The organism is Lacibacterium aquatile (assembly GCF_042683105.1).
Classification (GTDB): domain Bacteria; phylum Pseudomonadota; class Alphaproteobacteria; order Elsterales; family Elsteraceae; genus Lacibacterium; species Lacibacterium aquatile.
Genome location: NZ_JBHUIP010000002.1, coordinates 19,931 through 41,624, shown reverse-complemented (window position 1 = coordinate 41,624; position 21,694 = coordinate 19,931). Strand labels below are relative to the sequence as shown.

Here is a 21,694-nt window from a genome sequence, read left to right as displayed (position 1 = left end):
GATCTACAGCTATACTCCCACCACTCAGGTCGTCACGCCCGACAAGACCACCCCGACCATCCCCGCGGCCGTCCCCGTCAAGCCCGTGACCCCAGTCGACCCGGTGGATCCCGTAGACCCAGTCGATCCGACCCCTACCCTCACCGGTACCAATATCGTCGGCACCAGCCGCGCCGAAGTCATCATCGGAACCACCGGCGACGATATTCTGAAGGGCGCAGGCGGTAATGACACCCTGCTCGGTATCTCGGGCGCCGATGCGCTTTCGGGCGGCTCGGGCGACGATCTGATCCAGGCAGCGATTTCGTCCTATAATGGATGGGAAAGCGCGGCGCCGACCAGCATCGTAACGATCGACGGCGGCGATGGCTATGACATCGCGACCATCCTAATCTCGAAATTCTCGGGCGGCATGGAAGGCGAGACTTACGCGTATCTCGACGCCAAGGTCACGAATGTCGAGAAACTGTTCGTCGATGTCAGCGGTCTGGACAATGGCGCGCTGTATCTCAGCGACAGTAATGCCTATGCCAATATGGGCGAGATCAACCTGATCGGTTCCGTCTCCCATATGTACGTTAGCCACTATGGCGAGGACGGCGTGAAGATCAACGCCAGCCTGCTGTCCGGCAACAATGAATTCCGAGGCAGCTTTGGCGTTTCGGACACGATTATCGCTGGCGCCGGGAACGACTCCATTAACGCTGGCGACACTGAAGGTTCAGGCGGTTTCGGCGACCTGCTCAGCGGTGGTGCCGGGAATGATTCCATCGACGGCGCCTATCTAGCCGACGATACGATCTATGGCGGCACCGGCAACGATACGATCTATGGCAATGGCGGCACCGATTTCGTCGACGGCGGCACCGGCGATGACAGCATCTTCACGGGCGAAGACGACTGGGGCACGACCGTCAGCGGAGGCGCGGGGAATGACACGATCGAAGTCTCCGCCTATTGGTCCGAGGGCAACCCCTTCAATAACCTGACCATCGACGGTGGTGCCGGTGTTGACGTGCTTCGCATGGCTTTTGCTGCCTACGAGGGCTATGTCGGCCCGTTGCATGCGGTCTCCGGGATCGATGTGATCGAATTGGGCGCGAACTGGAGCAGCCCGGCCTCCTATGCTTTCGACTTCAACAGCGTGAACTGGGCGAGCGCCGATCAGAACAACGATGGCGTGAAGGGCGATGTCCGTATCGCCGTGCAACATGATCTCAACACGCTCTATGTCGATGCCCACACCGCCACCAAGGGCAGCATCATCGACAGCTACCAGCACACGATCAGCAAGATCGATGTCACCGCCGGTAGCGGCAATGACACGCTGATCCTCAACAATTTCGGCCAGAACACCGGCAGCGTCATTGTGGGCGGCAGCGGCAACGATCTGATGCTGGTGCGGAACCTAGGCCCCAAGGGCGAGATCCAGGGCGGCCTTGGCAATGATACGTTGATCGCACACGCGACGGGTGCCGACTGGGGCAATATCAACCTGGGTGCGGGCGTCGATGTCCTCCGGGTCATCGCGACGGCCAGCTCGCAATATGTCAGCCTGCAGAACGGCTCATCCGGCATCGACCGTCTGGAATATTACGACAATCTGACTCTGAGCGGCGAATCGGGCACGATCCGGATCCTCGACAGCTATGTCATCGCCAATAACGGCGTTATGACGATCGAAGGCTTCAAGGGCAATGGCTCCGACTCCTACGTGCCAGTCACCGGCAAAGAGGGCTACGGCAGCATCGGCAACCCGCTCGGCGGCGCTGGCACTCAGCACGATATGCTGATCGATGCCAGCGGCATCAGCATCGGTGGCGGCGCAGTTTCGGTCATCGGCGGTTTCAGCGGCGATGACACCATGTGGGGCGGTGCCGGCAACGACTTCTTCAACGGCGGCCTCGGTGACGACGTCATCAGCGGCGGCGGTGGCAGCGATACGCTCCATGGCGGCGACGGCAACGACACATTGTCGGATAGCGCCGGTAACGGCTCGATCAACGGCGGCGCCGGACATGACTATATCGACGTCGCGGCCAGCGCCAACAACTACACGCTTATCGGCGGCACCGGCGACGATACGATCTATGGCGGCCAGGGTGCAGACAAGATCACCGGCGGCGCCGGCAGCGATTTGATCGAAGCGGGCGACGGCAACGATACGATCGATGTCTCCGGCAATACCTCCAGCAGCCATATCGACTTCATCTATGGCGAGCAGGGGGCTGACCGCTTTGTCGGCACCATGAGCGGCTCCGGCATGACTCACTTCGTCTATACGGATGTCGCTGAAGGCGGCGATATCTTCGCGAGCGGTTCCTTCAAGAGCGGTAACGCCACCATCGATCTGGAGGGCGGAGCGTTTTCCGCGATCAATCAGTCGACCCACATCAAGGCCGTTTCCGGCAGTGGCGCCTATAACGGTGGCGATGGTTATAGTTTCGACGGCGACGCCTACGCGTTGCTCTACACCGACACGAGCACAGGCAAGACCAGCCTGATCTTCGACAGCAACGGTAACGACACCAGCGGCGGCTATTCGGTGATTGTCTCCGATTTCGGCGGCAACACAATTCATACGGGCGATGTGAAAATCACTATGCCCCCCTGATCGGCGGGGTGTTTCCATAGCCATGAAAGGGCGCCCCTGCGGTGCCCTTTTTTTTCTTTAAGGCGCCACCTTGGCGGGCGATCAGCAAAATAAGTATAATTTTAAATATTGCCGAAAAATATAAGCATTTATACCTCAATTACATGACACGCCCTCGAGTCATGCATGTGAGACAAGGCGATAAAACTGGACATTTACTAAATTTAAACCAACAGTGAACGCTTACTAAAGTAATTGATCCCAGGAGATCATAATGAGCGGTCACCTTCCGGCAGTTCCCTATACGGACATAGCCCAGCTTGCCCAGGCTGATGCCCAGGCTATCGGGCGTATCGATACGGTCGCCGGTCAGGGCACCATCACCCGCGTCGACGGCACTGTGGTCCAAGCCTCAAAAGGTACGCCAGTCTTCCAGGGGGATCTGGTTGAAACGCCGAAGGGCGGCAAGGTCGGCGTCGTCTTTGTCGACAACACCACCTTTGCGCTCGGCGAAAACGGCCAGATGCGCATGGACGAGCTGGTCTACAATCCAACGTCCAAACAGGGCACTCTTGGCCTCTCCATGCTCAAGGGCGCCTTTGTCCTGGTCACCGGCGAAATTGCCCCCTCCTCCACCGATGCCATGACCATCCGCACTCCGGTCGGCACCATCGGCATCCGCGGCACCAAGATCGCAGGCGGTATTGACGCCGAAAACGGCCTCGTTCTCTCGCTCCTCCCCGATCCTGTCGGCCGTCCGGCAGCCGTCGTCGTTTCCAACGCCGCCGGCACTCAGTTCATCACTGAAGCCAATACCGGGCTGCAGATCCAGAGCTACAACAGCGCTCCGACCGCCCCCCAGCCCATGGGCAACCTGCCCGGTGCCTTGAACGACGTGCTGGCTCAGGTGCTGGCCTTTGTCGACGGCATCGTCGGCAACCAGATCGTCCAGGCCCTACAACAGGTCGCAGACGCCCAGGCTGCAGAACGCGCCGCCGCCGTCAGGGATACGACATCGCAAGCAGCCGATGGCGCTGCAACGCCGCCGCCGACGGAAGGTCAAGCTGGCACAACGAAGATCGTCGCCGTGGACGCCCTCGATATCAAACTCATTGACCCCTTGGCGACGAGCCCCGATCTCTCCGACCGGGATTTCCATGTGCCCGCACCGACCGTTCGGTCACATTCCCAGACGACAACCGAGCCCCCGGTCAGGGATCTCGGGGAAAGCACGGTGCCTCCACACGAACCCCCTCCTCCAGATTCCGTGCCGACCTTAAAAGGCGCCTATGTCGTCGGAACCGATCTCGATGAACTGCTCATCGGTACGGAGGGCAACGATGCGCTCTATGGCAAGGGCGGCAACGACACGATCCTAGGAATCAGCGGCATCGACCTTATCGATGGCGGTAACGGGAACGATATCATTCAGGTGGGTGATCTCGGGACCGATACCTTCAGCATGCCCGTTTTCACCAGCCTAGCCGACGAACCCGGCATGACGATCATCGGTGGCGCTGGCAGCGACACTTTGATGGGCACGCTATCGCCTGCTGACGGTGAGGGCTCCGTTCAAATAACGGCCTCTCTCGACAGCATCGAACATGTCATGCTCGACCTCTCCAAGATGCTCTCTACGGAAGGCGGGGCGGAGCAGAGCATCCTACTGAATGGAGGCTTTCTTGCTGGCAGCCCCGAGATAATTCTGTTCTCCGCGACCAGCGACATTGCTCAACTGAACATCAGTGCAAGCGGGTATGAGGGGTCCAGCGCTCTCAAGCTGAATGCCGCCTCGTTGTTTGTTGATATGAATATCGTTGGCACCGAGAACAACGACGTCATCGCCAGTGGTTCAGGGGATGACTACATCCTCGGCGGCAACGGCGCAGACAAGCTGATCGGTGGCTTGGGTCACGACTCGCTCAACGGCGGCAGCGGCAATGACACCCTTTATGCCGGCAGCGGCCACAATCAATTGAGCGGTGGCGATGGCGCAGATAGGTTCGTTGTCGGTAACACCAGCAATGACTTCGTCTATCTGGGCGTCAGTTCCGAGGCGGGAGACACAATCGATAATTTCATCAGCGGCGGTAGCGCCTTCTGGTTTACCGACGGCGACATTGGCTCGTGGGCGATCAGCGCTTTCGCCACATCGACCATGGTAGGCGCATACGATGGTTCGGCAGGCTCCTCGACCATGCCGGGCGTGGTCTTCTGGGATAACGGCAGTGGCGGCGGGAAACTCTATTACGACGCCAATGGTAATGGTGCCGGTCTGGATGGCGGTTATGTCATCGCCACAATCGAACAAGGCAGCGTACAGGCAAGCGACCTTCATGTCGGGACGCCGCTCGCCATCTAAATCCCTATAGCAGCAGACCAGCATAAAAAAGGGCGCCCCTGATAAGGCGCCCTTTTTTTATGTTCTCCGCGCTCAAAATATAGACAGAATATATGCAGCACCAACGCAGAAAACACATTACAAATCGGCATGATAATCCCAAATATACTGCCGACTATAAAATAAACATGAGCGTTAATGGCAATAATTAGAATTTATAGTGAATTATATCTCGACAATTCTTTGTGGGAGTCAAATGATAGACGGAAAGTTAACCCCTGATTAAGGGAACGGATCGATGAACGGCGGACATTTGATTGCTGGGGAAATGTTGCTGGCGCAGTTGGCTCAGATTTCAGAAGCACAACCGATTGGCCGCATCGATACGGTCGCAGGACAGGGGACTATCACTCGGGTCGATGGCAGCGTCGTGCAAGCAACCAAAGGCCTGCCGGTCTTCCAGGGGGATCTGGTTGAAACGCCGAAGGGCGGCAAGATCGGCGTCGTCTTTGTCGACAACACCACCTTTGCGCTCGGCGAAAACGGCCAGATGCGCATGGACGAGCTGGTCTACAATCCAACGTCCAAACAGGGCACTCTTGGCCTCTCCATGCTCAAGGGCGCCTTTGTCCTGGTGACCGGCGAAATTGCCCCTTCCTCCACCGATGCCATGACCATCCGCACCCCGGTCGGCACCATCGGTATCCGCGGCACCAAGATCGCAGGCGGTATTGACGCCGAAAACGGCCTCGTTCTCTCGCTCCTCCCCGATCCTGTCGGGCGCCCGGCTGCCGTTGTCGTCTCGAACGCCGCAGGGACCCAATTCATTACCGAAGCCAATACCGGCCTGCAGATCCAGAGCTACAACAGCGCCCCAACCGCCCCCCAGCCCATGGGCAACCTGCCTGGAGCCCTTGCCGATGTGCTGGCCCAGGTCATGGCCTTTGTCGACGGTATCGTCGGCGAACAGATCATCCAGGCCCTTCAGCAGGTCGCAGACGCCCAGGCTGCAGAACGCACCGCCGCCGTCAGGGATACGACATCGCAAGCAGCCGATGGCGCTCCACCGCGAGACAGCAATGGCGCAGACAAGATAACCGTTACGGTGCTCCACGAGACCAGAATTGCGGAGCCCCTGGACCGTCCTTATGATTATCCATCAGATGGCACGGCCTATGGTGCCTATGCTCCGGATTATCAGCCGAGCGATACTGCGGCGACCGCAAGCGACCCATCGCTTCCTGCTCCCTTGCCCGAGGCATCAGGCACGCATCCGGTTCCCACGCCGACGACACCGACGCCACCCACGACTGAGCCGGACGATCAGCCTCCCGTTATCCCGATTCCCGTGCTAAGCGGCTCGAATATCATCGGCACCGACGCGACGGAAAAGCTGATCGGCACGACAGGTGACGACACGCTGCTTGGTCAGGGCGGCCAGGACACGATTATCGCGTTCGAAGGATCCGACATCATTGATGGCGGTGCGGGTGATGACATCATCTTCATCATCGGCAATCCCGGCGATGACCAGACAATCGACGGCGGAACCGGAACCAATGATATCCTGACCGCCGAAATGACAGGTACCGGCGGATTGATTTCGCTCGGAACCAACATCCAGAATATCGAAACTATGATCGTGGATGTCACCAACCTCGACTCGTCGAATTTTCTGTCCTTCGATGGCGACATATTCTCCGGTCAGCTCGGCAAGATCGTCGTGACCGGCACGACCAGCGTCGGCATCTGCGTCGGATCGACCTCCACCGGCGCAGTGATCGGTATCGACATCATGGGCGCCAATTTCAGCGGCAGCGACTCTCTGACCGGCACGATCACGGATGACATTATCTTCTCCGGCGCGGGCCAGGATACGATCAACGGCCTGGAGGGCAATGACTTCATCAATGCCGACGCAGGCGACGATCTGATCGACGCTGGCGACGGCAAGGACACACTCTATGGTGGTGCCGGAAACGATACCCTGAACGGCGGTGGGGGAGATGATCTGATTTGGGGGGGCGCCGGTTCCGACGCCTTCGTCAGTCCCGGCATGGGAAACGACACCTATTATTATTCGGCCCCTTCTGAGGGCGGAGATAATTTCCAGTTTGGCGCCTTCACCAGCGGAAGCGATATTCTGGAATTCAACAATGACGCTTTCGGCTTCATGCCGACTGCGATGGACGGTACCCTTGATACCAGCCGTCTGCTCTTCGAAGGCGGAACGACGATGACCGGCTTGAAGGGAACCGCCGGGGGCGCATGTTTTGTCGTAGTCCATGACGCCAGCAATAACACCCAGCTTTATTTCGACAGTAATGGCAATTCGGCCAATGGCTATCAGCTGGTCGCATCCTTCCAGGGCAACATCACGATCGACCATAGCGACATCAAGATGGTGAACGCCGCCTGACGGGAAGCAGGCACAAAAAAAGCCGCCCCCCCATCGGGACGGCGGCTTTTTTCCTTTCAAGTCCTAGCGAAGCTCTTCGGAGGTCGCGAACTGTTCGCGAGCAGCATCCAGGCTGGCCATCAACTCCCGGCCCAACTGTCCGCCATCGCCTTTGATCTTTTCGCGAATGACGGCGCTGACCCCGTCGATATGGGCGCCCACCAGTTCCAGCAGGCGCTCTTCAACATCACCCGGATCTAGGGTGCATTCATAAAGCGACTTGGCAAAAGATGTGATCAGCGGATAGCCAAAGGTCGACCCCTGGCCGCGCAGATCATGGGCAATCTTGTTGATACGCACGATGGCGGCACCGATCTTGGCGATCCCGCTTTCGTCGGACCGGGCTTCGGACAGGGCTTCATTCAGCAGCTTCAGCGAACCGCGCACCCAATCCGAATAGTCGTTCTCCATCCGGTCGAGTTGGGCTTCGGCCGATTTCAGCAACTCCGGATCCACCTTCAGCGGACCACGGGTCAGGCCGGCGATCTTTTCGCGCAGACGGTTCGGCAGGCGGAAGATATAGGCCTTGGCGCCCGGATTACCGCTCTTTGCCTTATTAGTCGTATAGACGGTTTCGACGTCTTTTTCGGTGGGATCGCGGCGCTCGCCATTGAACTGGCGCTTCTGGCGACGACGGTCGGGACCGAAATAATCCTTGGTATAGATGAACTGGCGCGGGCCTTCGATGGCCGCGACCAGATGATCGGCGACCGACTTGACCGAGAAGGGCTTGGCCATGAACTCGGTAACGCCCCAATCACGCGACTGATGGACCTTGTCGCGGTCGGCGGCACCGGAAATCATGATGAAGGGGGCGAAGCGATCGGGGCTTTCCTCATGCTGGCGCAACCAGCGCAGCACCATGGCGCCATCGATCGGCGACATCACATAATCGCAGATAATGATATCCGGCAGCAGCGCCTGCAGCGTCATATTGTTCTTGGCCGCTTGACGCAGGTGGGTGATCGCCTGGGCGCCATCTTCCATCTGCATGATCTTGCCGACCTTCAAGGACCGCAGAATTTCCGCCAACATGGAGCGAAAAAACGGGCTATCCTCGATGATCATAACGCTGAGACGGTCAAACACTGTCGCAGATCCCCTTAAACTAACGGCACTCTTCTACCATAGTGGCGAAAGCTTGGCGAAAAAACTTACGCCAAAACTAACACTTAGGAAATTATCTTCATACTCATTGATAAGCATACAACCTTAACAGACCCCTTGCATGCGGCAGCAGACCTGCCAAACATTCAGCCATGTTTGTCTCACGCGATCCCTTCCGACTTCCCACGACCTTGCGAGGCGCCACTTTGGTGCTTGGCAATTTCGACGGTATTCACCCCGGTCATCAAGCTGTGATTTCAGCCGCCAAGGCGGTTGGGGCCAAGACCATCGTCGTCACCTTCGAACCCCACCCCCGGCGGCTATTCCGCCCGGATACGCCCCCCTTCCGCCTGACACCTCCTGGGCCAAAGCTGCGGGCTTTGCAGGCGCAGGGGATCGACGGGGTCATCGCCCTGCGTTTCAACCGCCGGCTCGCCGCAATGAGTGCGGAGGATTTCGTCAACGAAATCCTGGTGCGGGCGCTGGGTGCCGGACATGTTGTCGTGGGGGAGGACTTCTGTTTCGGTCAAAGTCGCCAGGGCAATCTCGCCAGCCTGCGGGCGGATGGCCGCTTCCGCGTCACGGGCGTTCCTGCCATCGCGACCCATGGCACCATCTTCTCCTCCACCGAAATCCGCACCCTTCTGAGCGATGGTCGCCCGGACGAGGCGGCGCGCCTGCTCGGCCACCCCTTCACCATCGAAGGTCATGTGCGGCACGGCGACAAGCGTGGGCGCACGATAGGCTTTCCGACGGCAAACATCGGCCTCGGTAGCTACATCCGGCCGAAGTTCGGCGTCTATGCCGTGCGGGTGCCGGGGGTGGGCCAAGGCGTCGCGAACCTGGGGCGCCGCCCGACCTTTGGTGGCTTCGACGACCGGCTTGAGGTGCATCTGTTCGACTTCTCCGGCGATCTCTATGGCCGCCGTTTGCAGGTCCAGCTCGTCAGCTTCCTGCGCCAAGAACAGAAGTTCGACGGCCTTGATGCCCTGAAGGCTCAAATCGCCCTCGATGCCGCCGAGGCCCGGCACCTCTTGGCCCGTTAAATCCCAGACGCAACCATTCCCGAGCTCACGCGTTGTATGGACAGAACGCAACGAGGCTTGCCGGGATGAATGACCCTCTAAGTGATGGTCCCCGGCGTAACTGACGGAGAGGGCCATGAAACACGTAATCGTCGTCGCGACCCTGTCGCTCCTTACCCTGGCTGCCTGTGGCGAGTCGAAGGGTGACCGCGCCATCTCGGGCGGTGCCCTCGGCGCCGGTGCCGGTGCTATCGGCGGCGCCCTGGTCGGCGCCCCAATCACCGGTGCAGTTGTCGGCGGTGCAGCCGGTGCCGCTACCGGCGCCCTGACCGACAAGGACGACATCGATCTTGGCAAGCCTGTCTGGCGTTAAGCTGGACAGGTCTTTCCTGGAGAAAGGAGCGGCGAGAAATCGCCGCTCTTTTTTTATCGCCCCATGCGGGCAACGAGCGGCAGCATGACCAATGCCAGAACTGCGGAAGCCGTGCCGATGCCGAAGGAAGCGCCATAGCCAAAACCACTCGCGAGCAATCCTGCCGCCGGACCTCCAAGACCGATGGCGATATCGAAGAAGGCGATGAAGTTCCCAACCGCCTGACCGCGTAGCTCCGGCGCCACCCGGCGCGTCGCCTCCACCCCCATCGATGGGAAGATCAGCGAGAAGCCGACGCCTGTCAGCAAAGCCCCCACCAGGGCCAGCAAGGCACTGTCGGCAGACCACAACACGGCCTGCCCTGCGATCTCCACCAGCAACGAGAAACCAGCAACCCGCACGCCGCCAAACTTATCCGGCCAATGGGCGATGAAGAGCCGCACGGTGATATAGCCGATGCCAAAGCCGGTGATCGCCAGCCCCGCCCCCTCCCACCCTTTGGCGGCAAAATGCAATGCCAGGAAGGTGGACATGACAGCAAAAGGCACGGTCGCCAGCGCCAGTACAAGTCCCGGCCGCCAGATCAGACCGATCACGCGATAGAAAGGCACGCGGGTTCCGCCGCTTCCGGGCACACGGGCCAGTCCGGCAGCCACAAGACAGGCAAGGAGCGGGGCCAAGGTCGAGGCCAGCGCAACCCCGGTAAAGCCGAAGCGCCCCTGGATCGCCAAGCCGACCGGTGCGCCGATGGCCAGCGCGCCATACATAGCAATCCCCTGCCAGGCCATGACCTTGCCAGTGCGAGCAGGACCAAGACGGGCGATGCCCCAACTCATGGTGCCGGTGAGAAACAGGCTTTCACCAAGTCCCAGGATCAATCGCCCGGCCAGCAGCACGCCCAGGGCAAACTTAGGCTCCGTCAACGAGCTCGCCAGCAGATAAAGCAGTCCGGCCAGCACCGCCAGCGGGAGGCCCAGCATCACGGCGCGCTTAGGCCCATGGCGGTCGCTATAGACTCCGCCTGCATGGCGCGTCAGGACGGTGGCGGCCGATTGGCTGCCGATTACCCAGCCAACGACCGAGGCGCCGAAGCCTAATGTGCCATGGACCTCCAGCCCCAGAGTCGGCAGAGGAATACCGATGGCAAGAAAGCCGAAGAACACCACGAAAACCAAAGGGCCAAGGCCCGTCAGCACGCTGATATCGGTCGAGGAAGGAGAAGTCTGCGTCGTCATAAAGCACCTGTTGTCGCCGCGCATATCTGCAGGGCAAGGGTGCGTTGGTTGACGTTAACGCTTACGCCGGGCCGCAGCATCTGCGACGGGGCCTGAGCCGGACCCTAGGCCCCGCGCCGCAGTTCGTCAATCTTGATATGCGACAGTTTCTCGGGATTGCGGACGATATAGATCGCGACGATTTTCCCGTCGCGGACATCGAGGGCGGTCGACTGCAAAGTGTCGCCCGATTCGATGGTGACAAAGCCCGGATGCCCGTTGATCGTGCCTTCGTAGATAAGATCCGAATAGATCGCCGCCTGGGCTTTCTTCGCAATCCCGGCGAAGAAGCGCGCGACTTTTGCCAGACCCAGAATGATATTGAGCGTCGCCGCCTTGATGCCACCGCCGTCGGTATGCAGACGTACGTCTTCGGCCAGCAGGCTCTGCAGCGCGGCGGTGTCGCCTTTCTGGGCCGCCATCATGAAGGCGCGGGCGATCCGCATCCCCTCATCAGCATCCACGGTGAAGCGCGGACGGTTATCGCGCACATGTTTGCGGCCACGGGCGGCGAGCTGACGGCAGGCAACCTCGGTGCGCCCCAGCACCTCTGCCACCTCGTCGAAGTCCATATCGAAGACGTCGTGCAGGATGAAGGCGGCGCGCTCCAGCGGTGACAGGCGCTCCAGCGCCAGCATCAGCGCGACGGAGACATCCTCGATCCGCCCCAGAATGGCGTCGGGACCATCGACCGTCTGCTCCAGCACAGGTTCGGGCAGCCATTCGCCGTAATAGCTTTCCCGTTTGCTGCGGGCCGACTTCAGATGATCCAGGCACAGGCGCGTCACCGTCTTAGCCAGAAACGGCTTCGGATCCGTCACCGCCGAACGGTCGACATCATGCCAGCGGATATAGGCTTCCTGCACCATATCCTGGGCTTCAGAGACCGAGCCCAGCATGCGATAGGCGATGCCGGTCAGGTAGCGCCGCAGCGGCTCGAAAGCCGCTGCTGCCTCATCGATACGCTCAACCATGGGGATGCTGGGTGCGGAACCCGATGGCGATGCGGTTCCAGGCGTTGATGGTGGTGATCGCGAGGGTCACGACGACCTGCTCCTGCTCGGTGAACTGGGCCTTGAGCGCAGCATAATCCGCATCCGGCGCATTCGTCTGCGAAATCAGTGTCAGGGCCTCAGCCCAGCCCAGCGCCGCCCGCTCGCGGTCGGTATAGAGGCTCGACTCCCGCCAGGCATTCAGCAGATAGAGCCGCATCTCCGTCTCGCCGTGTTTGCGGGCGTCGGTCGAATGCATATGCAGGCAGAAGGCACAGCCGTTGATCTGCGAGACGCGCATCTTGATCAGTTCGATCAAGCTATGCTCCAGCCCGGCGCCCGCGACGCGCCCCTCGAGGTCGATCATCCCCTGCATGACCGACGGGACCAGCTTATAGGGGTTCAAACGCGCTTCCATCTCGATCTTCTCCGATTAGCGGGCGTGCTGGACGCGGAAACCGACAGCAAAGCGGTTCCAGGAGTTGATGATCGTGATCGCCAAGGTCAGGGCGACCTGCTCGGCTTCGGTGAACTGGGCGGCAACCTGGGCATAGACGCTGTCAGGAGCCTGAGTTTCGGCGACCTTGGTCAACGAGTCCGTCCAGGCGAGCGCGGCGCGTTCCCGGTCGGTATAGAGCGAGCTTTCCCACCAGGCGCTGAGCAGATAGAGGCGCATCTCGGTCTCGCCGCTCTTGCGGGCATCGGCCGCATGCATGGCGAGGCAATTGGCACAGCCGTTGATCTGCGAGGCGCGCATCTTCACCAGTTCCAGCAGGCTGTGTTCCAGGCCCAGGGTCCCGAGCTTTTCCGAGACATCCAGCAAGGCCTGCATGGCGGCGGGATTGGCTTTGAACATATTCAGACGAGCTTGCATTTCATCTTCTCCAGATCCGTAGCGCGGGCTTTTCCCGGCCTTCTGAATGCAAGACGAGACGGCTTTTGCCGCTGTGACACGGGTCGGCAATTTTTTGAAGAAAGACTATTACCCGGACGATATAGACAAGCTGTGTAGGTGCCGATATAGCTCCTGTCGACGAGGAGCAATCGATGACCCATACGAGCTTCCAAGGCACCCAGCGCCTGGCCGCTGGATCTTTGGCCGAAGTCGCCTTGGCAGTACGCGCGGCCCTGTCGGCGGACCCGCAGGCCAGCATCCTGACGTTCGAGGATGCCTCGGGCCGGGTCGTCGATCTCGATACACGGGGAACGGAGGCTGAGGTTCTGGCCCGCCTGCCGCAGGAGGAGCCGCGCGGTCGGGGTCGCCCCAAGCTTGGGGTTACGCCCCGTGAGGTCACTTTGCTGCCCCGCCATTGGGACTGGCTCGGCAAGCAGCCCGGCGGCGCCTCAGTCGCTATCCGCAAGCTGGTGGAGGCGGCGATGCGGTCAGGCGCGGAGGAACTTCGCCGCACAAAAGAGATCGCTTACCGCTTTATGTCGACCATGGCAGGCGACCTGCCGGGCTTCGAGGAAGCCTCTCGAGCGTTATTTGCCGGGGATCGGGAAAAGCTGCAGGAGCAAGTGCGGGCGTGGCCGGAGGATATAGCGGTGTATCTGTTGAAGCTGGCGGGCAGTTGAGCACACCAAACAGGCAAGTGAGGGGATGACGAGTTCGTCGCGCCTTTATAGCGGCGTCGTCCCTAAAGCTGGATGGCGCGATCCCAGGCACTGCGAATATGCGCATCCATCGCTGCCCGCGCCCGATCCGGATCCCGGGTCATAATGGCGTTGATGACCGCCAGATGCTCGCGCATCGTCGGCACCAGGACCGTCGTATTCAGCGTGGTCTTCGACTGTTTGATCAGCCGGATCTTGATCATATTGACACGGTAGGCGTCGGCGATGATCGCGTTGCCCAGGCTGTCGATGATCGTCACATGCATCGCCCAGTCGATCTCCTGGGCCTCATGCACCAGTTCGGGCTGGATGCCGCCGTTGGCTTCAGCTTCTTCGCAGGCAGCCACGATATGCTCGTGACTGTCGAGCAGGGTTTTCAGCACCGAGTCTGCCGCGTCTTGGGCGAAAACGGCCACTGCCTCGCGCTCCAGGAACAGGCGAAACTGAAAGGCGTCGCGAATCAGGTTGAGGTCGACATGGGCGACCTGCATCCCCCGCTGCGGTACGGTCTTGACCAGACCTTCAGCCTCGAGCCGGGGGATGAGTTCGCGGATGGCGCCCAAGGGCAGTTCGGTGATGTCCACCAGCTCGCGCTGGGAGATGAACTGCCCCGGCCGGATCTCGTCCGCCAGAAGGCTGCGGGTGAAGCTTTCATAAGCCCGACCGCGCAGGTTTACCGGTTCCCGGTCCTTCTTAGCGGAGATGCTCATTAATCAGGCGGCCTTTTCTGCAAATACCCGGTCGTAGAAGCTACCGAGGTGAGCGGTATCTTTGGCCGATATAGGCAGCAAAGGAGCCCGCACCGTCAACCACGACTTGTCGCCCGTCTTGTGCGAGACCAGCGCTTTCACGGCCGGGGTGACCGGATACTTCAGAACTTCGTTAACCAGCTCGACCAGGGCTGCATCGTCCTGGCCCTTGTAGATAATGGTGCGCAGGCGGCCCGGAACGAGGTTGGCCATGCCGGAGATCGCGCCCTGACCGCCGTCGCGGACGGCCTGGGCCAGCACGCGTTCGTCACCGATCAGGACCGAGAGATTGTTGCGCTGGGCGGCCAGCAGCTTCTGGCTATAGCCCCAGTCGCCTGCCGAATCCTTCACGCCGGTGATGATCTTGGGGAAAGCGGCCTGCAGACGGTTGATGAGATCGATGGACAGCGGCACCGCCGTCACCGAGGGGATGTGATAGAGGATCACGTTGCGGGCGCGGTCGCCCAGCTTGGTGATGAAGGCAGAGAACCAGTTGAAGAGACCATCGTCCGAAACGCCCTTGAAATAGAAGGGCGGCGCGACGAGCAGCGCGCGCGCATCTGCGTTCAGCAACTGATTGGCCTGGTCCAGCGCATCATGCAGCGAGGAGGCGATGACGCCGCCGACCACATTCTTGCGGAAATCGACACCCGATCCCTTGACCGCGCCGATCATCTGATCGCGACCGACTTGACCAATCAGCGGACCTTCGCCGGTCGTGCCGAACAGCGTCACCGAATCGCAGCCATGGCCGAGCGCCCAGCCGATATGCGGAGTGAGGCGAGCGAGATCGATGCTGCCATCCTCACGGAACGGCGTAACCAGGGCACAAGACAGACCAAAACGGTCAACCGATTGATTCACTTTGGATTTCTCCGGAAAAAGACGCAACCGATCGCTGCGAACTGAGTAACATGTTAGTCAGATGTTTTTTTGTTTGCAACAAAACTGCGTTGGCTTTATGGATTATCGCAACAATCGATCTGCAAGGGCCCGGCTCCTGCGCTACAAAAGATCGTCAGCCGAGCGGCAAGAGGTCGTGAGACCTTCCCAATGACTCGGCAAACCATGGGACAGTCCATTCCGGACGGAGGAGAGGAAGCGATGTTCACTTCGGATAAATTGCGTCTTTCGCGTCGCCAGGTTCTGGCATCCGGCGTTGCTGCCGGTGCCTTGAGCATGGCCGGCATGCCCGCTTTTGGTCAGTCGAGCCAGATTAACTGGAAGAAATATGCCGGGACCAAGATCGAGGTTAACCTCATCAAGTCGCCGCGCGGCGAAACGCTGACGAAGTTTCAGAAGGAATTCGAAGAGCTGACGGGCATTACCGTCGTCTCCGAACAGACCCCGGAGCAGCAGCAGCGCCAGAAGGCAGTCATCGAACTGACCTCGGGCCGCCCCAGCTTCGACGTCGTTCACATCAGCTATCACGTCCAGAAGCGTCAGTTCGAAAAGGGCAAGTGGCTCGCCGATCTGACCCCCTTCATCAACGACCCCAGCCTGACCGACGCCGGTTACCTCAACGATTTCGCCGAAGCCGGTCTGGCGTTCGCCAAGAACCCCGAAGGCGGCTTCGGTGCCCTGCCCTTCTCGGTCGATTACTGGATCGTCTATTGGAACAAGGAACTCTTCGCCAAGAAGGGCCTGTCGTTCCCGACCACCTTCGACGAAATGGTCAAGGCCGCCGTCGCGCTGACCGACCCGGCCAATCAGACCTACGGCTTCGTTGCCCGTGGCATGAAGAACGCCAATACCCCGGTCTGGACCAGCCTGATGCTCGGCTACGACCAGTATAGCGTCGATGGCGGCAACCTGCTGACCGACACCGACGGCGCCATCGAAGCCGCCAAACTCTACCAGACCCTGATGACCAAGGCTGCACCTCCGGGCGTCGCGGGCTTCAACTGGGCCGAATGCCAGTCCGCCTTCCTGCAGGGCAAGATCGGCATGTGGTTCGACGGCGTCGGCTTCGCCCCGCCGCTGGAAGATCCGGAAAAGTCGCGCGTCGTGGGCAAGGTCGGTTACGGCATCATGCCGAAGGGCCCGAAGGCCCATGCAGCCGCTACCACCGGCGACGGCATCGGCGTCACCGCCGCTTCCAAGAACAAGGAAGCCGCCTACCTTTACTGCCAGTGGGCCACCAACAAGCTGATGGGCGCACGCCTTCTGCAGGCCGGTGCCGGCGTTCCCTTCCGCAACTCGGTCCTGGCCGACGCGGAAGTGCGCAAGGGCGTCAAGATGCCTGCCGAATGGGTCGATGCGGTCGCGGGTTCCGCCAAGATCAGCCGTCTGACCCTGCCGGTCATCATCCCGGTTACCGAATTCCGCGACGTGCTGGGCGTTGCCCTCACCAACCTCATCTCGGGCGGCGATCCCGCAGCCGAAATGAAGCGCGCGACGGCGGAATTCAAACCCATCCTCGAGCGTAGCGAGAAGGCGTGAGCACTCTGATCTCCTCCTCCCCTGCCGTGGCTGCTTCCCCCAAAGGGAAGCGGCTACGGCCTTCTTATTGGCCGTTCCTGATCCCGGCACTGGTCGTGGTCATCGGCGTCATCATCTTTCCCTGGGCCTTCACGCTGTGGATGAGCGCCAATGAGTGGCGCATCGGCGAGGAACAGCGGTTTGTCGGGTTTGCGAACTATGTGCGCCTGATCAACGACGCCCGCTTCTGGGAAAGCATGGGCCATATGGCGGTCTACACGCTGTTGTCCGTGATCGGTCCGCTGATCCTGGGTACAGCCGCCGCCCTGGCCTTTAATTCCAAATTGCCTGCCCGCGGGATCCTGCGCGGCATCTTCGTCATGCCGATGATGGCAACGCCGGTCGCAATCGCGCTGGTCTGGACGATGATGTTCCACCCGCAGTTGGGCGTGCTGAACTATCTGCTGGCGCAGATCGGTATCAGCCCCTCCGAATGGGTCTTCAACCCGCGCACGGTCATTCCGTCGCTGGTGCTGGTCGAAACCTGGCAATGGACGCCGCTCGTCATGCTGATCGTCCTGGGTGGCCTTGCCGCCCTGCCGACCGAGCCCTATGAGAGCGCGCAGATCGACGGTGCCAACGGCTGGCAGCGGTTCCGCTATATCACCCTGCCGATGATCGGGCCGTTCCTGATGGTCGCCGTCATCATCCGCACCATCGACGCCCTGAAAAGCTTCGACATCATCTATGCGATCACCCAAGGCGGTCCGGGTACGGCGTCGGAGACGGTGAACCTCTACCTCTACAGCGTCGCCTTCACCTACTACGACATCGGGTATGGGTCGGCGATTGCCGTGGTCTTCTTCGTGATCATCGTCGCCCTGTCGCTGATCCTGCTCTATCTGCGCCAGCGCAGCGCCTGGAACGCCGGAGACGGCCGATGAACACCCGCAAGATCGCCAATAAGCTGGGCCTCGCCGTCTGCATCTTCCTGCTGGTGTCGCCCGCCCTGCTGTTCTTCATCTGGATGCTGTCGCTGTCCTTGAAGTTCGAGATCGACAACGGCGCCTACCCGCCGATCCTGATCCCGGAGCGTTTCGCCTGGAAGAATTATACCGGCGTGTTCGAGGGCAACAGCTTCCTGCTCTATTTCAAGAACAGCGTCATCGTCACGGGTACGGCGACCCTCTTTGCCCTGATCGTCGGCGTTCCGGCCGGTTATGCGATTGCCCGCATGAAGGCACATAAGTCGGCCATCGTGATCATGATCGCCCGCATGACGCCGGGTCTGTCGTTCCTGATCCCGCTGTTCCTGCTGTTCCAGTGGATGGGGCTGCTGGGCACCCTCTGGCCGCAGATCATCATCCATCTGGTGGTGACGGTTCCCATCGTGATCTGGGTCATGATCGGTTACTTCGAGACGACCCCGCTGGAGCTGGAAGAAGCTGCGATGATCGACGGCGCCAACCGGTGGGAGATCTTCATGAAGGTCGCAATGCCCATCGCCAAGCCCGGCATCGTGGTGTCCTTCATCCTGGCGCTGATCTTCTCCTGGAATAATTTCGTCTTCGGCATCGTGCTGGCCTCGCGAGAGACAAGAACCCTGCCGGTCGCCGTCTACAACATGCTGTCGTTCGAACAGGTGAGCTGGGGCCCGCTGGCCGCCGCCGCCCTGATCGTGACGTTGCCGGTCCTGATCCTCACGGTTGTTGCCCAGCGCCAGATCGTCGCCGGACTGACCGCAGGCGCCGTCAAGGGCGGCTAAGAAGAGAGTTTTCCCATCATGGCTTCCGTTTCCATCCGTAACGTCCGCAAGTCCTATGGTCCGCTCGAGATCATCAAGGGCGTCGATATCGACATCCAGGACGGCGAATTCGTGATCCTGGTCGGCCCGTCGGGCTGCGGTAAATCCACCCTGCTGCGCATGATCGCGGGCCTGGAAGAAATCTCGTCGGGCGAGATCGCGATTGGCGAGCGCGTCGTGAACGAGGTTCTGCCCAAGGAACGCGACATCGCGATGGTGTTCCAGAATTATGCGCTCTATCCGCATATGACCATCGCCGAGAACATGGGCTTTTCGCTGAAGCTCAAGAAAGCCGACAAGGGCGAGATCCTGTCGAAGGTTCAGCGCGCCGCCGAGATCCTCGGCCTCGGCCCCCTGCTGGAGCGTTTCCCGCGCCAGCTGTCGGGCGGTCAGCGTCAGCGCGTCGCCATGGGCCGTGCCATCGTGCGCGATCCCAAGGTCTTCCTGTTCGACGAACCCCTCTCCAATCTCGATGCCAAGCTGCGCGTACAGATGCGTACCGAGATCAAGGAGATGCATCAGCGCCTCAAGACCACCACGGTCTATGTGACCCACGATCAGATCGAAGCCATGACCATGGCCGACAAGATCGTCGTTATGCATGACGGCATCATCGAACAGATCGGCGCGCCGCTCGACCTTTACGACAAGCCCGCCAATATGTTCGTCGCCGGTTTCATCGGTTCGCCGTCGATGAACTTCATCCGTGGCCAGATCGGGGCGGACGGCTTCACCACCGAAGCCGGTGGCAAGCTGCCGCTGAACGGCAGCACTCCCGCCGCCTCCGATGGCCGCCCGGCCGTCTATGGCGTGCGGCCGGAGCATCTGCGTCTGGCCGATGACGGCGTGCCGCATGAGGTCATCGTGATCGAGCCGACCGGTTCGGAAACCCAGATGATCGTGCGTCCCGTGGGCCATGCGACCGACAAGCGCGGCGGCCTTACCTGCCTGCTGCGTGAGCGTATCTCGGCCAAGCCCGGCGAAGTCGTGAAGATCGCCCCCGATCCCGCGATGATCCATCTCTTTGACCACGAGCATGGGCGCCGCCTCTAACATGTCCCTGCCGACCCGCCCTCTCGGCCGCACCAAGATCCCGGTCACCACGATCGGGTTCGGCGCGGTTCCCATCGGCGATCTCTATGACCGCCTGGACGAAGCGACCGCCATCGGTGCGGCGGTCGCGGCGCTGGAGGCCGGGATCAATCTGCTCGATACATCCCCCCTCTACGGTCACGGGCTTTCCGAAGCGCGCTGCGGGTCAGCGCTTCGTCAGGTCGGGCGCGCCAACGTAAAGAGAGAAGATGTCGTTCTCTGCACCAAGGTCGGCCGCTGGATGAATCCACGCGGTGACCGCGGCAATGGTTCGGGCTATCTCGGTGGCTTGCCGCATCAGGCCAACCTCGATTATTCCTACGACGGCACCCTGCGGTCGGTCGAACAGTCGTTGCTGCGCCTGGGCACGGACCGGATCGATATCCTGCTGATCCACGATGTCGACGTCTGGACCCACGGCAAGGATGCTATCGAGCAGCGTTTTTCCGAGGCCATGAACGGTGCTTATAAGGCACTGGACCGGTTGCGCGCCGACGGCACGGTCAAGGCCATCGGCGTCGGCATCAATGAAGCCGACATGTGCGTGCGGTTCGCCAATGCAGGCGATTTCGACACCATGCTGCTGGCCGGGCGCTATTCGCTGCTGGAGCAGCCCGCCATCGATGAATTCCTGCCGCTGGCCTTGAAGAAGGGCATCGGCGTCATGCTGGGCGGCGTGTTCAACTCCGGCATTCTCGCCAGCGGCCCGATTGCGGGCGCCAAATATAATTATGGTCCGGCACCGGCCGAGATCCTGGCCAAGGTCGGCCGGATCGAAGCCGTCTGTCAGTCCCACGGCGTACCGCTCGCCACCGCCGCGCTGCAATTCGCCCTTGGGCATCCCGCCGTTGCTTCGGTGGTGCTGGGAGCAGCGAATGCAGAGGAAGTTGCACGCAATCTAAAGGGTATGAGCGTTGTCATCCCCCCCGGTCTATGGTCGGATCTGAAGGCCGAGTCTCTGCTCGGCGCAGATGTCCCTGTACCGGAGTGATTTATGCGGATCGACGCTCACCACCACCTGTGGCAACTGGCGCGGGGGGACTACGGCTGGCTGACGCCTGACCCGTCCCTGGCGCCGATCTATCGCGACTTCACGATGGCGGACGTCACCCCCTTGCTCAAACGCTTTTCGATCGACAAGACGATCCTGGTGCAGGCGGCACCGACGGAAGCGGAAACCCAGTACCTGCTGGGCATCGCCCTGCATGATGCCCGCGTTGCGGGCGTCGTCGGCTGGAGCGATTTCGAATCCCCCACGGCCCGCGAGAATATCGCCCGCCTTGCCGTCGATCCCTTGCTGCTGGGCCTGCGTCCGATGGTCCAGGACATTGCCGACGACGACTGGCTGCTGCGCGAGGATCTGCACCCGGCCTTCCAGGCCATGGAAAAGCAGAAGCTGGTGTTCGACGCCCTCGTCCTGCCGCGTCACCTGACGCGCCTTTTACATGTAGTCGATCAGTTCCCCGGCATCACCTTCGTGATCGATCATCTTGCCAAGCCGTTTGTCGCCCTAGGGGCCATGGAGCCCTGGGCCAGCGAGATGAGCGCGCTTGCCCGCCGCCCGAACGTTTTCTGCAAGCTGTCCGGCCTGATCACCGAGGCCAAGCAGAACTGGCGGATCGACGATCTGCGCCCCTATGTCCAGCACGTGCTGCGCATCTTCACGCCCCAGCGCCTGCTGTGGGGCAGCGACTGGCCGGTTGCCGATCTGGCGGGGGGTTACCGCCTGTGGGGCGAGGCCAGCGAGGATCTGCTGGGTCACCTGTCGCAGCAGGATCGCGATGCCATCTGGGGCGGCACGGCCGCCAAGGTTTACTTGTCTCGAAGAGGAAGACAGCCATCATGAAAGTA

The 21,694-nt window shown here is 60.8% G+C and carries 19 protein-coding genes; 12 read left to right on the top strand and 7 right to left on the bottom strand.

The annotated features are described in order from the left end of the window. The 3 genes from ACFSM5_RS01895 to ACFSM5_RS01885 form a co-directional block, all read left to right on the top strand. Window positions 1-2,614 (top strand): calcium-binding protein (locus tag ACFSM5_RS01895; RefSeq protein ID WP_379874535.1); only part of this gene is annotated, 2,614 nt, incomplete at its 5' end. A gap of 253 nt (window positions 2,615-2,867) precedes the next feature. Beyond that, window positions 2,868-4,955: a FecR domain-containing protein gene (locus ACFSM5_RS01890; RefSeq protein WP_379874534.1), complete on the top strand. Its 2,088-nt coding sequence runs from the start codon at window positions 2,868-2,870 to the stop codon at window positions 4,953-4,955. A gap of 277 nt (window positions 4,956-5,232) precedes the next feature. Continuing rightward, window positions 5,233-7,353 (top strand): FecR domain-containing protein, encoded by a 2,121-nt coding sequence (locus ACFSM5_RS01885; RefSeq protein ID WP_379874533.1) that lies wholly within the window; start codon window positions 5,233-5,235, stop codon window positions 7,351-7,353. 63 nt (window positions 7,354-7,416) lie between these two features. Here ACFSM5_RS01885 and ACFSM5_RS01880 read toward each other — a convergent pair whose 3' ends face one another. Then, window positions 7,417-8,481: a response regulator gene (locus ACFSM5_RS01880; RefSeq protein ID WP_379874532.1), complete on the bottom strand. Its 1,065-nt coding sequence runs from the start codon at window positions 8,479-8,481 to the stop codon at window positions 7,417-7,419. A 170-nt stretch (window positions 8,482-8,651) separates the two neighbouring features. On the opposite strand from ACFSM5_RS01880, the gene ACFSM5_RS01875 reads away from it, so the two are divergent. Both ACFSM5_RS01875 and ACFSM5_RS01870 read left to right on the top strand, forming a co-directional pair. Beyond that, a complete protein-coding gene (locus ACFSM5_RS01875; RefSeq protein ID WP_379874531.1) occupies window positions 8,652-9,545 on the top strand; it encodes a bifunctional riboflavin kinase/FAD synthetase in 894 nt (297 codons plus the stop codon). Window positions 9,546-9,660: 115 nt separating this feature from the next. Further along, on the top strand, window positions 9,661-9,897 hold the full coding sequence (locus ACFSM5_RS01870) for a hypothetical protein (RefSeq protein WP_379874530.1): 237 nt from the start codon (window positions 9,661-9,663) through the stop codon (window positions 9,895-9,897). A gap of 53 nt (window positions 9,898-9,950) precedes the next feature. Here ACFSM5_RS01870 and ACFSM5_RS01865 read toward each other — a convergent pair whose 3' ends face one another. The 4 genes from ACFSM5_RS01865 to ACFSM5_RS01850 all read right to left on the bottom strand — a co-directional run bounded on the left by ACFSM5_RS01865 (window position 9,951) and on the right by ACFSM5_RS01850 (window position 13,037). After that, entirely contained in the window at window positions 9,951-11,132 is a 1,182-nt protein-coding gene (locus tag ACFSM5_RS01865; protein WP_379874529.1) for an MFS transporter, read from the bottom strand. A gap of 104 nt (window positions 11,133-11,236) precedes the next feature. Further along, window positions 11,237-12,145, bottom strand: a complete 909-nt coding sequence (locus tag ACFSM5_RS01860; protein ID WP_379874528.1) for a sigma-70 family RNA polymerase sigma factor — start codon at window positions 12,143-12,145, stop codon at window positions 11,237-11,239. Next, a complete protein-coding gene (locus ACFSM5_RS01855; protein WP_379874527.1) occupies window positions 12,138-12,581 on the bottom strand; it encodes a carboxymuconolactone decarboxylase family protein in 444 nt (147 codons plus the stop codon). The genes ACFSM5_RS01860 and ACFSM5_RS01855 overlap by 8 nt, the downstream gene beginning before the upstream one ends. A gap of 15 nt (window positions 12,582-12,596) precedes the next feature. Continuing rightward, window positions 12,597-13,037: a carboxymuconolactone decarboxylase family protein gene (locus ACFSM5_RS01850; RefSeq protein ID WP_379874526.1), complete on the bottom strand. Its 441-nt coding sequence runs from the start codon at window positions 13,035-13,037 to the stop codon at window positions 12,597-12,599. Window positions 13,038-13,210: 173 nt separating this feature from the next. On the opposite strand from ACFSM5_RS01850, the gene ACFSM5_RS01845 reads away from it, so the two are divergent. Beyond that, a complete protein-coding gene (locus ACFSM5_RS01845; RefSeq protein WP_379874525.1) occupies window positions 13,211-13,738 on the top strand; it encodes a DUF2239 family protein in 528 nt (175 codons plus the stop codon). Window positions 13,739-13,800: 62 nt separating this feature from the next. Here ACFSM5_RS01845 and ACFSM5_RS01840 read toward each other — a convergent pair whose 3' ends face one another. Together ACFSM5_RS01840 and ACFSM5_RS01835 are read right to left on the bottom strand one after the other, a co-directional pair. After that, complete coding sequence (locus ACFSM5_RS01840; RefSeq protein WP_379874524.1) at window positions 13,801-14,487, bottom strand: GntR family transcriptional regulator; 687 nt, start codon at window positions 14,485-14,487, stop codon at window positions 13,801-13,803. Between the two features lie 3 nt (window positions 14,488-14,490). Beyond that, the gene (locus ACFSM5_RS01835) at window positions 14,491-15,390 is read right to left on the bottom strand and encodes a dihydrodipicolinate synthase family protein (RefSeq protein WP_379874523.1); all 900 of its coding nucleotides are present in this window, start codon (window positions 15,388-15,390) and stop codon (window positions 14,491-14,493) included. A gap of 240 nt (window positions 15,391-15,630) precedes the next feature. On the opposite strand from ACFSM5_RS01835, the gene ACFSM5_RS01830 reads away from it, so the two are divergent. From ACFSM5_RS01830 to ACFSM5_RS01805, 6 genes are read left to right on the top strand one after another with little or no spacing between them, the layout of a single operon-like run. Beyond that, complete coding sequence (locus ACFSM5_RS01830) at window positions 15,631-16,968, top strand: ABC transporter substrate-binding protein (protein ID WP_379874522.1); 1,338 nt, start codon at window positions 15,631-15,633, stop codon at window positions 16,966-16,968. Next, entirely contained in the window at window positions 16,965-17,891 is a 927-nt protein-coding gene (locus ACFSM5_RS01825; protein WP_379874521.1) for a carbohydrate ABC transporter permease, read from the top strand. The genes ACFSM5_RS01830 and ACFSM5_RS01825 overlap by 4 nt, the downstream gene beginning before the upstream one ends. Continuing rightward, window positions 17,888-18,712 (top strand): carbohydrate ABC transporter permease, encoded by an 825-nt coding sequence (locus tag ACFSM5_RS01820; protein ID WP_379874520.1) that lies wholly within the window; start codon window positions 17,888-17,890, stop codon window positions 18,710-18,712. The genes ACFSM5_RS01825 and ACFSM5_RS01820 overlap by 4 nt, the downstream gene beginning before the upstream one ends. Before the next feature lie 18 nt (window positions 18,713-18,730). After that, window positions 18,731-19,804 (top strand): ABC transporter ATP-binding protein, encoded by a 1,074-nt coding sequence (locus ACFSM5_RS01815; protein WP_379874519.1) that lies wholly within the window; start codon window positions 18,731-18,733, stop codon window positions 19,802-19,804. Between the two features lies 1 nt (window position 19,805). Then, the gene (locus ACFSM5_RS01810) at window positions 19,806-20,834 is read left to right on the top strand and encodes an aldo/keto reductase (protein ID WP_379874518.1); all 1,029 of its coding nucleotides are present in this window, start codon (window positions 19,806-19,808) and stop codon (window positions 20,832-20,834) included. Window positions 20,835-20,837: 3 nt separating this feature from the next. Next, a complete protein-coding gene (locus ACFSM5_RS01805) occupies window positions 20,838-21,689 on the top strand; it encodes an amidohydrolase family protein (protein ID WP_379874517.1) in 852 nt (283 codons plus the stop codon). The last annotated feature ends 5 nt before the right edge of the window (window positions 21,690-21,694 follow it).

Excerpts from the sequence above, each read along its gene's own strand:
- ACFSM5_RS01890 (WP_379874534.1), top strand. The coding sequence starts at position 2,868 with ATGAGCGGTCACCTTCCGGCAGTTCCCTATACGGACATAGCCCAGCTT.
- ACFSM5_RS01820 (WP_379874520.1), top strand. The coding sequence starts at position 17,888 with ATGAACACCCGCAAGATCGCCAATAAGCTGGGCCTCGCCGTCTGCATC.
- ACFSM5_RS01810 (WP_379874518.1), top strand. The coding sequence starts at position 19,806 with ATGTCCCTGCCGACCCGCCCTCTCGGCCGCACCAAGATCCCGGTCACC.
- ACFSM5_RS01830 (WP_379874522.1), top strand. The coding sequence starts at position 15,631 with ATGTTCACTTCGGATAAATTGCGTCTTTCGCGTCGCCAGGTTCTGGCA.
- ACFSM5_RS01860 (WP_379874528.1), bottom strand. The coding sequence starts at position 12,145 with ATGGTTGAGCGTATCGATGAGGCAGCAGCGGCTTTCGAGCCGCTGCGG.
- ACFSM5_RS01855 (WP_379874527.1), bottom strand. The coding sequence starts at position 12,581 with ATGGAAGCGCGTTTGAACCCCTATAAGCTGGTCCCGTCGGTCATGCAG.
- ACFSM5_RS01875 (WP_379874531.1), top strand. The coding sequence starts at position 8,652 with ATGTTTGTCTCACGCGATCCCTTCCGACTTCCCACGACCTTGCGAGGC.
- ACFSM5_RS01815 (WP_379874519.1), top strand. The coding sequence starts at position 18,731 with ATGGCTTCCGTTTCCATCCGTAACGTCCGCAAGTCCTATGGTCCGCTC.
- ACFSM5_RS01805 (WP_379874517.1), top strand. The coding sequence starts at position 20,838 with ATGCGGATCGACGCTCACCACCACCTGTGGCAACTGGCGCGGGGGGAC.
- ACFSM5_RS01870 (WP_379874530.1), top strand. The coding sequence starts at position 9,661 with ATGAAACACGTAATCGTCGTCGCGACCCTGTCGCTCCTTACCCTGGCT.
- ACFSM5_RS01865 (WP_379874529.1), bottom strand. The coding sequence starts at position 11,132 with ATGACGACGCAGACTTCTCCTTCCTCGACCGATATCAGCGTGCTGACG.
- ACFSM5_RS01885 (WP_379874533.1), top strand. The coding sequence starts at position 5,233 with ATGAACGGCGGACATTTGATTGCTGGGGAAATGTTGCTGGCGCAGTTG.
- ACFSM5_RS01850 (WP_379874526.1), bottom strand. The coding sequence starts at position 13,037 with ATGCAAGCTCGTCTGAATATGTTCAAAGCCAATCCCGCCGCCATGCAG.
- ACFSM5_RS01840 (WP_379874524.1), bottom strand. The coding sequence starts at position 14,487 with ATGAGCATCTCCGCTAAGAAGGACCGGGAACCGGTAAACCTGCGCGGT.
- ACFSM5_RS01845 (WP_379874525.1), top strand. The coding sequence starts at position 13,211 with ATGACCCATACGAGCTTCCAAGGCACCCAGCGCCTGGCCGCTGGATCT.